We start from the raw sequence: 12,468 nt of genomic DNA on the forward strand, positions 1-12,468 counted from the left end.
GCCCGCCGCCACCGCCTGGCCGCCGTAGATGCCCTCGCCGTCGTGGCTCACCGAACCGTCGATCGCCACCAAGCGGGCTGCTTCCGCCGGGCGGCCCGCCGCGAAGACGCCGAACGGGGCTGCCCGCATGGCCAGGCCGTCGCTCCAGGCGTGGCGGTGTTGTGCCGAGATGGGGGCCGCGAGGCCTCGGCGGAGGTTCTCCAGGGTGCCGCGTTCGCTGAAGCCCGCGCCCCTGAACGGGCCCTCGTCGCGGTCCGCGATCCACTCGTGCCACGCCGCCTCCACGTGGGTCGGCGTGAGCGCCGAGCCGTGGCGGGCCAGGAGCAGGCCGGAGAAGATCGCGTACTCCGTGTCGTCCGTGCCGGCCGGGTTCTCCGCGACGTAGCCCGTGATGCGGCCCCAACGGGCGCGGATCTCCGAGGGTTTCATGTTCTCCGCCGGTGCCCCGAGGGCGTCGCCCACCGCCAGGCCGAGCAGCGCGCCGCGTGCCCGTTCGCGGAGTTCGGCGGCGTTCTTGGGCGCCGGGACCGGGGGAATGCAGGCGATCGATGCCATACGCGGCCTCTCCTACGGGGTTCCCTCAGGGCGCGGAACCCTTTGCGGATATCTCCCACGGGAGGCCTTCGGCAGAGCCTGACGGAGTGCAGCGTCACCCGGTCGACATTTGATTGGGGGTCTTCACGGATGAGCGTTCGATGGTAAAGGTGCTGGTTAGCGCAGCCTTTCCTTGCTGGAGGGTGGGAAATGAAAGGCGTATGTTGAGTATTGTCAAAGAGTAGAACTTGTCCAAAGTTAGCCTTACCTTAGGCGCTTGTCAGCCTCCTGGGGGACCACCGCATGGCCATCATCGAGACCGAAGCGACGCTCCACGAGGCGCACCGCGACAACCACACCCACCGCGATGTGAACGGTGGCTGGCTGCGCCCCGCGGTGTTCGGCGCCATGGACGGTCTCGTCTCCAATCTCGCCCTGATGACCGGTGTCGTCGGCGGTGCCGTCAGTCATCAGACCGTCGTCATCACCGGGCTGGCCGGGCTCGCCGCCGGCGCCTTCTCCATGGCGGCCGGCGAGTACACCTCCGTCGCCTCCCAGCGTGAGCTGGTCGAGGCCGAACTGGAGGTCGAGCGCCGGGAGTTGCGCAAGCATCCGGAGGATGAGGAGAGCGAGCTCGCCTCCCTCTACGAGAGCCGCGGGGTCGAGGCCGGGCTGGCCCGCGAAGTCGCCCGGCAGCTCTCGCGCGATCCCGAGCAGGCTCTGGAGATACACGCTCGGGAAGAGCTGGGGATCGACCCCGGTGACCTGCCCTCGCCGATCGTCGCCGCCGTGTCGTCCTTCGGGTCGTTCGCGCTGGGCGCGCTGCTTCCCGTGCTGCCGTTCCTGCTCGGGGCGACCGCGCTGTGGCCGGCGCTGCTGCTCGCGTTCGTCGGGCTGTTCGGCTGTGGTGCGGTGGTGGCTCGCGTGACCGCGCGGACCTGGTGGTTCAGCGGGCTGCGGCAGCTCGCGCTGGGTGGTGCGGCGGCCGGTGTGACGTACGCCCTGGGCACCCTGTTCGGAACGGTCGTAGGATAGCTCGACGCGCACTTATGCGGTGGTCTGCATAAGTAGCCGTTACTCGCTGGTTTCGAACGCTTAACCACTGGGCATGAGCCGTAAGCGCTGTGGGCAATGACGCTCGCGGCGCACCCGCGGGATGGGCGACGACGCTCCCTCTGCCCTGGACTGACGGACATCGATCTGTCCGCTTTGGTCCCCTTAACCTTCACCGCGTGTGCGGTGCACCGCCGCCAACCCGCGGCGTCCGCATGTTGGAACGGAGTATCCGGTTCCCGAGAACCGTTCCATCATGTAACCTGCACGAAATTTTGCGCTAACTCGCAGAGGGCCAACGTCGTCCCTACGCACATGCATATGCCACGACGACGACGGGAGAGCCGATGCGTACGCCGCGCCAGCCGTCCCAGCAGCCCGCGAATGGCCAGAACTGGTCCTTCATGGATGCTCGCCCTGCCGCGCAGGGTATGTACGACCCCCGCAACGAGCACGACGCCTGTGGCGTCGGCTTCGTGGCCACCCTCACCGGCGAGGCGAGCCACGCGCTGGTCGAGCAGGCGCTCACAGTGCTGCGCAACCTGGAGCACCGCGGTGCTACCGGTGCCGAGCCCGACTCCGGCGACGGCGCGGGCATCCTGTCCCAGGTGCCGGACGCCTTCTTCCGCGAGGTGGCCGGATTCGACCTGCCCGCCGCCGGTGGATACGCGGTCGGCATCGCCTTCCTGCCCGAGGACGCCGCCGACGCGATCGTCTCGCAGGTTGAGACGATCGCCGCCGAGGAAGGCCTCACGGTCCTGGGGTGGCGCGAGGTTCCGACCGCGCCCGAACTCCTCGGCGCCACGGCCCGTTCGACCATGCCGCTGTTCCGTCAGCTCTTCGTGAGCGACGGGCAGACCCAGGGCATCGACCTCGACCGCAAGGCCTTCGCGCTGCGCAAGCGCGCCGAGCGCGAGGCCGGCGTCTACTTCCCGTCGCTGTCCGCGCGGACCATCGTCTACAAGGGCATGCTCACCACCGGTCAGCTGGAGCCCTTCTTCCCGGACCTGTCCGACCGGCGCTTCGCCTCCGCGATCTCGCTCGTGCACTCCCGGTTCTCCACCAACACCTTCCCGTCGTGGCCGCTCGCCCACCCGTACCGCTTCGTCGCGCACAACGGCGAGATCAACACGGTCAAGGGCAACCGCAACTGGATGGCGGCCCGCGAGTCCCAGATCGCCTCCGACCTCTTCGGGGACCAGGAGAAGATCGACCGCATCTTCCCGATCTGCACGCCCGAGGCCTCCGACTCCGCGTCCTTCGACGAGGTGCTGGAGCTGCTCCACCTCGGTGGGCGTTCGCTGCCGCACTCCGTGCTCATGATGATTCCGGAGGCGTGGGAGAACCACGACTCCATGGACCCGGCCCGCCGCGCCTTCTACCAGTTCCACTCCACGATGATGGAGCCCTGGGACGGCCCGGCCTGCGTCACCTTCACCGACGGCACCCAGGTCGGCGCGGTCCTCGACCGCAACGGCCTGCGCCCCGGCCGTTATTGGGTCACCGACGAGGGCCTCGTCGTTCTCGGCTCCGAGGTCGGCGTCCTCGACATCGACCCCGCGAAGGTCGTCCGCAAGGGCCGCCTCCAGCCCGGCCGCATGTTCCTCGTGGACACCGCCGAGCACCGCATCATCGAGGACGACGAGATCAAGGCCGGCCTCGCCGCCGAGAAGCCGTACGCCGAGTGGCTCGAAGCCGGCGAGATCGAGCTGTCCGACCTGCCCGAGCGTGAGCACATCGTGCACACCCACGCCTCGGTCACCCGCCGCCAGCAGACCTTCGGCTACACCGAGGAAGAGCTGCGCGTCATCCTCGCGCCGATGGCCAAGGCCGGTGCCGAGCCGATCGGTTCGATGGGCACCGACTCGCCGATCGCCGCGCTCTCCGCCCGCCCGCGGCTGCTCTTCGACTACTTCACCCAGCTGTTCGCGCAGGTCACCAACCCGCCGCTGGACGCGATCAGGGAAGAGCTCGTGACCTCCCTGCGTTCGTCCCTCGGTCCGGCGAGCAACCTGCTTGAGCCGACGGCCGCTTCCTGTCGTAGCGTCACCCTGCCCTTCCCGGTGATCGACAACGACGAGCTGGCCAAGCTCATCCACATCAACGCCGACGGCGACATGCCCGGCATGAAGGCCGCGACCCTGTCCGGCCTGTACCGGGTCTCCGGCGGCGGCGACTCCCTCGCCGCCCGCCTCGCCGAGATCTGTACCGAGGCCGACGCCGCGATCGAGAACGGTGCTCGCCTGATCGTCCTCTCGGACCGGCATTCCGACGCCGAGCACGCGCCGATCCCCTCGCTGCTGCTCACCGCCGCCGTCCACCACCACCTCATCCGCACCAAGCAGCGCACCCAGGTGGGCCTGCTGGTGGAGGCCGGTGACGTCCGCGAGGTCCACCACGTCGCCCTGCTCATCGGCTTCGGCGCCGCGGCCGTCAACCCGTACCTGGCGATGGAGTCCGTCGAGGACCTCGTCCGCGCGGGCACGTTCCTCACCGACATCGAGGCCGAGCAGGCCATCCGCAACCTGATCTACGCGCTCGGCAAGGGCGTCCTCAAGGTCATGTCCAAGATGGGCATCTCGACGGTCGCCTCCTACCGGGGCGCCCAGGTCTTCGAAGCGGTCGGCCTGGACGAGCAGTTCGTCAACAGCTACTTCAGCGGTACGGCCACCAAGATCGGCGGCGTCGGCATCGACGTCATCGCCAAGGAGGTCGCCGCTCGGCACGCGAAGGCGTACCCGGCCAGCGGCATCGCGCCCGCGCACCGCGCCCTCGACATAGGCGGCGAGTACCAGTGGCGCCGCGAGGGCGAGCCGCACCTGTTCGACCCGGAGACGGTCTTCCGCCTCCAGCACTCGACGCGCACCAACCGCTACGACATCTTCAAGAAGTACACGGACCGCGTGAACGAGCAGTCCGAGCGGCTGATGACCCTGCGCGGCCTCTTCGGCTTCAAGTCGGGCCGGCCCTCGATCTCCATCGACGAGGTCGAGCCCGTCTCCGAGATCGTCAAGCGCTTCTCCACCGGCGCCATGTCGTACGGCTCCATCTCCCTGGAGGCGCACGAGACCCTCGCCATCGCCATGAACCAGCTGGGCGCCAAGTCCAACACCGGTGAGGGCGGCGAGGACGCGGACCGGCTCTACGACCCGGCCCGGCGCAGCGCCATCAAGCAGGTCGCCTCCGGCCGCTTCGGCGTCACCTCCGAGTACCTGGTCAACGCGGACGACATCCAGATCAAGATGGCCCAGGGCGCCAAGCCCGGCGAGGGCGGTCAGCTGCCCGGCCACAAGGTCTACCCGTGGGTCGCGAAGACGCGTCACTCGACCCCGGGTGTCGGTCTGATCTCCCCGCCGCCGCACCACGACATCTACTCCATCGAGGACCTCGCCCAGCTGATCCACGACCTGAAGAACGCGAACCCGCAGGCGCGGATTCACGTCAAGCTGGTCTCGGAGGTCGGTGTCGGCACGGTCGCCGCGGGTGTCTCCAAGGCGCACGCGGACGTCGTCCTCATCTCCGGCCACGACGGCGGTACGGGTGCCTCCCCGCTGACGTCGCTCAAGCACGCCGGTGGACCTTGGGAGTTGGGCCTCGCCGAGACCCAACAGACCTTGCTGCTCAACGGACTTCGCGACCGGATCGTCGTCCAGACCGACGGTCAGCTGAAGACCGGCCGTGACGTCGTCATCGCCGCGCTGCTCGGCGCCGAGGAGTTCGGTTTCGCGACCGCGCCGCTCGTCGTCTCCGGCTGCGTCATGATGCGCGTCTGCCACCTCGACACCTGCCCGGTCGGCATCGCCACCCAGAACCCGGTGCTCCGCGAGCGGTTCGCCGGCAAGGCCGAATACGTCGTGAACTTCTTCCAGTTCATCGCCGAAGAGGTCCGCGAGATCCTCGCCGAGCTGGGCTTCCGCACCATCGAGGAAGCCGTCGGCAAGGCGGGAACGCTGGATGTCGAGCGGGCCGTGGACCACTGGAAGGCGCAGGGCCTGGACCTCGCCCCCCTCTTCTACGTCCCCGAACTCCCGGACGGCGCCGCCCTCCACCAGGTCATCAAGCAGGACCACGGCCTGGAGAAGGCGCTCGACAACGAGCTGATCAAGCTCGCCGCCGACGCCCTGGCCGCGTCCAGCGCCACGGACGCCCAGCCGGTCCGCGCGCAGGTCGCGATCCGCAACATCAACCGCACGGTCGGCACGATGCTCGGCCACGAGGTGACGAAGAAGTTCGGCGGGGCGGGTCTGCCCGACGACACCATCGACATCACCTTCACCGGCAGCGCGGGCCAGTCCTTCGGTGCCTTCCTCCCGCGCGGTGTCACGCTGCGCCTGGAGGGCGACGCCAACGACTATGTGGGCAAGGGCCTTTCGGGCGGCCGGGTCATCGTCCGTCCCGACCGGGGCGCCGACCACCTCGCCGAGTTCTCCACCATCGCGGGCAACACCATCGCCTACGGCGCGACCGGCGGCGAGCTGTTCCTGCGCGGGCGTACGGGCGAGCGGTTCTGTGTCCGCAACTCCGGTGCCACCGTGGTCTCCGAGGGTGTGGGCGACCACGGCTGCGAGTACATGACCGGCGGCCGGGCGGTCGTCCTGGGCGAGACCGGCCGCAACTTCGCGGCGGGCATGTCCGGCGGCATCGCCTACGTCATCGACCTGAACCCCGACAACGTGAATGTCGGAAACGCGGGCGCCGTAGGGGAGTTGGACGACGCCGACAAGCAGTGGCTGCACGACGTGGTGCGCCGGCACGCCGAGGAGACCGGTTCCACGGTCGCCGAGAAGCTGCTCGCCGAGTGGGCCGTCTCCGTGGACCGCTTCAGCAAGATCATCCCCAGCGCATACAAGGCAGTGCTCGCCGCCAAGGACGCCGCCGAGCGAGCGGGTCTCTCCGAGACCGAGATCACCGAGAAGATGATGGAGGCGGCGATCAATGGCTGACCCGAAGGGCTTTCTGAACCACGGGCGCGAGGTCGCCAAGTCCCGCCCCGTGGACGTCCGTCTCAAGGACTGGAACGAGGTCTACGTCCCCGGTTCACTGCTGCCGATCATCGGCAAGCAGGCCGGCCGGTGCATGGACTGCGGTATCCCGTTCTGCCACAACGGCTGTCCGCTGGGGAACCTGATCCCCGAGTGGAACGACTACGCCTACCGCGGCGACTGGACGGCAGCCTCCGAGCGCCTCCACGCCACCAACAACTTCCCGGAGTTCACCGGGCGGTTGTGCCCGGCTCCCTGCGAGTCGGCGTGCGTGCTGGGGATCAACCAGCCGCCGGTCACCATCAAGAACGTCGAGGTCTCCATCATCGACAAGGCCTGGGAGACGGGCGATGTCGCCCCGCAGGCCCCGGAGCGTCTCTCCGGCAAGACCGTCGCGGTCGTCGGCTCGGGCCCGGCGGGCCTCGCCGCCGCCCAGCAGCTCACGCGGGCGGGTCACACCGTCGCCGTCTACGAGCGCGCGGACCGCATCGGCGGCCTTCTCCGGTACGGCATCCCCGAGTTCAAGATGGAGAAGCGGCACATCAACCGCCGTATCGAGCAGATGCGCGCGGAGGGCACCCGCTTCCGTACGGGCGTCGAGATCGGCGTCGACCTCAAGGCCACCGACCTGCGCAAGCGCTACGACGCCGTCGTCATCGCCGCCGGTGCCACCACCGCGCGTGATCTCCCCGTCCCCGGGCGGGAGTTGACCGGTGTCTACCAGGCGATGGAGTACCTGCCTCTCTCCAACAAGGTCCAGGAGGGCGACTACGTCACCGCCCCCGTCTCGGCCGCGGGCAAGCACGTCGTCGTGATCGGCGGCGGCGACACCGGCGCGGACTGCGTGGGTACGGCGCACCGCCAAGGGGCCGCCTCCGTCACGCAGTTGGAGATCATGCCCCGCCCGGGTGACGACCGGAACCCGGTCTCCCAGCCGTGGCCGACCTTCCCGATGCTCTACAAGGTGACGTCCGCGCACGAGGAGGGCGGTGAGCGGGTCTACTCCGTCAACACCACCCACTTCGAGGGCGACGAGGACGGCAACGTCCAGTGGCTGCACCTCGTCGAGGTCGAGTTCGTCGAGGGCAAGCTGACCCAGAAGCCGGGCACGGAGCGCAAGATCCCCGCCCAACTGGTCACGCTGGCCATGGGGTTCACCGGCACGGACCGCGAGAACGGTCTTGTCGACCAGTTCGCCCTGGGCCTCGACGAGCGCGGCAACATCGCCCGCGACGCCGACTTCCAGACCAACGTCCCCGGCGTGTTCGTCGCCGGTGACGCGGGTCGCGGCCAGTCCCTCATCGTCTGGGCGATCGCGGAGGGCCGCTCGGCCGCCCGCGGCGTCGACCGCTTCCTCACGGGCGCCAGCGAACTCCCGGCCCCGATCCGCCCGACGGACCGCTCGCTGATGGTCTGACGGCACCAAGAAGAACGAGGGGGAATCCCCTCGACAGACGTCCCGCACAATGGCGTGCGGAACAGAGCGCGGCGCTTGCTCAGTCCCCGACCGGACCGGCAGGCGCCGCGGCGCGTCCGGCCTCACCTCTACGGCACCCGGTACGTCTCCCCGTACACCTTCCACACCAGCGGCGTCCGCAGCGTCAGGTTCCCCTCCTCCAGGAACTTCCGCTGGGCCGTGTCGACGCGGGAGGTGTCGATCCCGGGGTGCTTGGCCCGCATCGTGGCGCGGCGGACGTCGAGGAAGGCGCTCAAGTAGGCCTTCTCGTCGCCGCCTTGGGCAGGGGGCGCGGCCCGCTGCATCGCGCGCGTGCGGATGCCGTAGAAACCGTCCGTGCCCGGGCCGTGGAAGACCATCGCGTCGTAATAGATGAACTGCCCCAGCGGGCCCAGGCCGTCGCGTTCGGCGGCGCTGACCGCCGGGTCGAAGTAGATGCGGTCGCGCTCCGCGTCCTGTGCCGCCTGGAACGCGGGGACCTTCGCCTCGGCGCGCCAGGCGGCCGGGAAGCCGGGGTCCAGGCCCTGGTGGGAGTCCGTGCCGTCGACCCTGCGCAGGGCGGGGAGGTAGCGGGCGAGGCCGTTGTCGGGGTGGGCGGCTGTGTACTTCTCGACCAGGACGAGCAGGTCGTGGGTGCCGGTGCAGAAGCCGATGATGCCCGCGGTGTAGCCCTGTCCGTCGCCGATGTCCTGTACATATCCGTACGCGCTTCGCCAGTTGAGCGTCGAGTTCTCGGCGCTGGCCACCAGCTCCTGTGCGAGGTTCTTCATGGCCGGCGCGGCCAGGCCCACGGCTGCTCTGTGTTGCGCCGCGGCCGACGGGGGACCGGGCCGCGGGTCGTCGTGAGCGGTGGGTGTGGAGCCGTAGGCCGTCGCGGCGAGGACGACGGGTACGGCGGCGAGGATCAGGACGCCGGCGCGTTTCATGGGGCCCAGCGTAGGGGCGGTTACGTCCCTTATTCCGGGGTTGGGGGGACATCGCTCTCGCGGCACCGGCGTGGCGTAATCTCGACCTTTTCGCCGTGATCCGAAGGGAGCCCCTGTGGCCGCGATCTCGCTCAGCAAGGTCGAGGAGACCGCGCCCGCGCTGGTCAGCCTCTACAAGAGCGCCGGGGTCTCGCTCCGCAAACACGGGCTGGACGGGCAGCGGGCGGCCGTCTATCTGGTGGTCGACTACTCGGGCTCCATGAGGCGGTACTACAAGGACGGCAGTGTGCAGGCGCTTGCCGACCGGGTGCTCGGGCTGTCGGCGCACCTGGACGACGACGGGACCGTGCCGGTGATCTTCTTCTCGACGGACGTCGACGCCGTCACGGACATCGCCCTCGACGACCACCAGGGGCGGATCGAGCGGATCGTCTCCGGGCTCGGGCACATGGGGCTGACCAGCTACCACCTGGCCATGGACGCCGTCATCGACCACTACCTCGACAGCGGCGCGAAGGACCCGGCCTTCGTCGTCTTCCAGACCGACGGCGGCCCCAGCGACAAGGCCGCCGCGGAACGGTATTTGTGCAAGGCGGCGCGGCTTCCGCTGTTCTGGCAGTTCGTCGGATTCGGCAAGGCGCGGAGCAAGCAGTTCGAATTCCTGCGCAGACTCGACGAGTTGGCGGTGCCGCAGAAGCGCGTGGTCGACAACGCCGGATTCTTCCCTGCTGGTTCGGATCCCCGGAAGAAGTCCGACGACGAGCTGTACGACCGGCTGATGGGCGAGTTCCCGCAGTGGATCGCGGCGGCCCAGGAGCAGGGGATCGTCCGATGATCCGGTTCCTGCCCGCCTCGGCCCGCGCCACCGTGCCCTGGAAGAACGGTGGCGGTGTCACCCGCGAGATCGCCGCCATGCCCGAGGGCGCGGACATGCACGACTTCGCGTGGCGGGTGAGCCTGGCCGAGGTCGGCGCGGACGGGCCGTTCTCCGCCTTCCCCGACGTCGACCGGACCCTGACCGTCGTCGAGGGCGCCGGCATGGACCTCACCGTCGGCGGCGCCCGACAGCTGGTCAACACCCGTTACGTACCAAGGGACTTCAGAGGCGATGTGCCCACCGACTGCCGGCTGCTGGACGGCCCGGTCGTCAACCTCAACGTCATGTGGCGCAGGGGCGCTGGGGCTACGGCCCCCACGGTGGCCGTCGTCCGCGGCCGGCTGCGGGTGTGCGCGGGTGCTCTGGTGGTGGCGCTCGACGGGACCGCCCAGGTGGCCGGGCTGACTCTGGAGCCTTACGACGCCGTGCAGTTGGGCGATGAGGAGGCCGTGTTGCACGCGCGGGGGCGGGCCGCGGTGATCGGGTTGTCATTGCCTGCTGACGCACCGTTGGCTTAGCCGGGGCCCCGTGACACCCTGTGGGGTGATCCGACGGGGAGGGCGGCGAACGTATGGACGGCGCACGATCGGTGAACGGAGCGGTGGGTGCCGGGCGGCCGGCCGAAGCCGGTAAAGGGGAGAAGCTGGCCGACTGGGCGGACGGGCGGCTCGGGCTGTACGCGCTGGCCAAGGCCAATATGCGCAAGGTCTTCCCGGACCACTGGTCCTTCATGCTGGGCGAGATCTGCCTCTACAGCTTCATCATCCTGATCCTCACCGGCGTGTATCTCACCCTGTTCTTCGAACCGAGCGGTGTCGAGGTCATCTACCACGGCTCGTACACGCCGTTGAACGGCATCCCGATGACCCGGGCGTTCGAGTCCACGCTCGACATCAGCTTCGACGTGCGCGGCGGGCTGCTGATCCGGCAGATCCACCACTGGGCGGCCGTCGTCTTCATCGCCGGCATGCTCATCCACATGATGCGGGTGTTCTTCACCGGCGCCTACCGCAAGCCGCGCGAGCTCAACTGGGTGTTCGGCTGGACCCTGTTGTTCCTCGGCATCCTCACCGGCTTGACCGGCTACTCGCTCCCCGACGACCTGCTGTCCGGCACCGGCATCCGCTTCGCCGACGGCGCGATGCTGTCCGTGCCGATCGTCGGGACGTACATGTCGATGTTCCTGTTCGGCGGGGAGTTCCCGGGGCACGACATCATCTCGCGGCTCTTCCCGATCCATGTCCTGCTGCTGCCGGGGATCATGCTGGGCCTGGTGGTCGCGCATCTGATCCTGGTCTTCTACCACAAGCACACGCAGTACCCCGGGCCGGGCCGGGACCAGAAGAGCGTGGTCGGCATGCCCTTCCTGCCCGTCTACATGGCCAAGGCGGGCGGTTTCTTCTTCCTCGTCTTCGGCGTCCTCGCCATCATGGGTGGGATCGCCAGCATCAACCCCGTGTGGGCCTTCGGACCGTACCGGCCGGACCTGGTGACGACCGGCGCCCAACCCGACTGGTATCTCGGCTTCTCCGAGGGACTGATCCGGGTGATGCCGGGATGGGAGCTCAACGCCTGGGGCCACACACTGGAGTTGGGCGTCTTCATCCCCTTCACGCTCTTCCCGCTGATCCTCGCCGCCATCGGCGCCTACCCGTTCATCGAGGCCTGGATCACCGGCGACAAACGCGAACACCACATCCTGGACCGGCCGCGCAACATGCCCGTGCGCACCGGGCTCGGGGTGGCCTGGCTGAGTCTGTACGGAGTGCTGCTGATCGGCGGCGGCAACGACGTGGTGGCCACGCATCTGAACCTGTCGATCAACACGATCACCTGGTTCGTGCGGGTCTCGTTCTTCGTGCTGCCGGTGGCCGCCTTCATCGCCACCAAACGCGTCTGCATGGGACTCCAACGCCGGGACCGGGACAAGGTGTTGCACGGCCGCGAGTCCGGTCTCATCAAGATGCTGCCGCACGGCGAGTACGTCGAGGTCCACGAACCCCTCGCGCAGGACGAGCTGTTCAGACTCACCCAGCACGAGCAGGAACCGCCGTACGCCATCGGGCCGTTGGTCGACGCGAACGGTGTGGAGCGGCAGGTCAAGGGCGGGCAGCGGGTGCGGGCCCGGCTCGCCAAGGCGATGTTCGGGCCGGAGACGCGGATCGCGAAGCCGACGGTGGAGGAGTACAAGGAACTCACCAGCGGCGATCACCACCACTGAAGCCTTCGAGCACGGCGGCCCGGCACTCACCCGGGTCGCCCCAACTCGCGAGCAGGGCACGGGCCTTGGTCAGCCACAGCGACAGGTCGTACTCCGCCGTGTAGCCGATCGCCCCGTGCAGCTGAAGCGCCGTACGGGCCGTCGCGTACGCCGCCTCGCACGCGGTGACCTTCGCGGCGGCCACGTCAGATTCCGTCATGCTGAGCGCGGCGCCGAAGAGCAGCGGGCGGGCGAACTCCAACGCGATCTTCGCATCGGCCAGTTGATGCTTCACGGCCTGGAACGAGCCGACGGGGACCCCGAACTGGGTGCGCTGCTTGACGTAGGAGACGGTCCTGTCGAGCAGGGCGAGCCCGACGCCGAGGGCCTGGGCGGCGGTGGCGAGGCGGGCCCAGGTGAGGGCGCGGGCCGCGGCGGCG

9 protein-coding genes are annotated in these 12,468 nt (G+C 69.1%); 6 read left to right on the plus strand and 3 right to left on the minus strand.

From position 1 onward, the window contains the following. On the minus strand, positions 1–555 hold a 555-nt coding region (locus R6V09_RS31795), incomplete at its 3' end, for an ADP-ribosylglycohydrolase family protein (protein ID WP_317884913.1). A gap of 282 nt (positions 556–837) precedes the next feature. Here R6V09_RS31795 and R6V09_RS31800 point away from each other — a divergent pair. The 3 genes from R6V09_RS31800 to R6V09_RS31810 all read left to right on the plus strand — a co-directional run bounded on the left by R6V09_RS31800 (position 838) and on the right by R6V09_RS31810 (position 7,986). Further along, positions 838–1,569: a VIT1/CCC1 transporter family protein gene (locus R6V09_RS31800; protein WP_317884914.1), complete on the plus strand. Its 732-nt coding sequence runs from the start codon at positions 838–840 to the stop codon at positions 1,567–1,569. Between the two features lie 365 nt (positions 1,570–1,934). Continuing rightward, on the plus strand, positions 1,935–6,530 hold the full coding sequence (gltB, locus tag R6V09_RS31805; RefSeq protein ID WP_317884915.1) for a glutamate synthase large subunit: 4,596 nt from the start codon (positions 1,935–1,937) through the stop codon (positions 6,528–6,530). Next, positions 6,523–7,986, plus strand: a complete 1,464-nt coding sequence (locus tag R6V09_RS31810; protein WP_317884916.1) for a glutamate synthase subunit beta — start codon at positions 6,523–6,525, stop codon at positions 7,984–7,986. The genes gltB and R6V09_RS31810 overlap by 8 nt, the downstream gene beginning before the upstream one ends. A 128-nt stretch (positions 7,987–8,114) precedes the next feature. On the opposite strand, the gene R6V09_RS31815 is transcribed toward R6V09_RS31810, so the two are convergent. Beyond that, positions 8,115–8,951, minus strand: coding sequence for a chitosanase (locus R6V09_RS31815; protein ID WP_317884917.1), 837 nt, complete (start codon positions 8,949–8,951; stop codon positions 8,115–8,117). 115 nt (positions 8,952–9,066) lie between these two features. On the opposite strand from R6V09_RS31815, the gene R6V09_RS31820 reads away from it, so the two are divergent. From R6V09_RS31820 to qcrB, 3 genes are read left to right on the plus strand one after another with little or no spacing between them, the layout of a single operon-like run. Then, on the plus strand, positions 9,067–9,786 hold the full coding sequence (locus R6V09_RS31820) for a vWA domain-containing protein (RefSeq protein ID WP_317884918.1): 720 nt from the start codon (positions 9,067–9,069) through the stop codon (positions 9,784–9,786). Continuing rightward, entirely contained in the window at positions 9,783–10,346 is a 564-nt protein-coding gene (locus R6V09_RS31825) for a HutD/Ves family protein (protein ID WP_317884919.1), read from the plus strand. Before R6V09_RS31820 ends, R6V09_RS31825 begins: the two co-directional genes overlap by 4 nt. Before the next feature lie 53 nt (positions 10,347–10,399). After that, a complete protein-coding gene (qcrB, locus tag R6V09_RS31830) occupies positions 10,400–12,049 on the plus strand; it encodes a cytochrome bc1 complex cytochrome b subunit (protein WP_317884920.1) in 1,650 nt (549 codons plus the stop codon). Here qcrB and R6V09_RS31835 read toward each other — a convergent pair. Next, on the minus strand, positions 12,024–12,468 hold a 445-nt coding region (locus R6V09_RS31835; protein WP_317884921.1), incomplete at its 5' end, for an acyl-CoA dehydrogenase family protein. The genes qcrB and R6V09_RS31835 overlap by 26 nt on opposite strands.

It is taken from the genome of Streptomyces sp. W16 (assembly GCF_033194735.1).
Classification (GTDB): domain Bacteria; phylum Actinomycetota; class Actinomycetes; order Streptomycetales; family Streptomycetaceae; genus Streptomyces.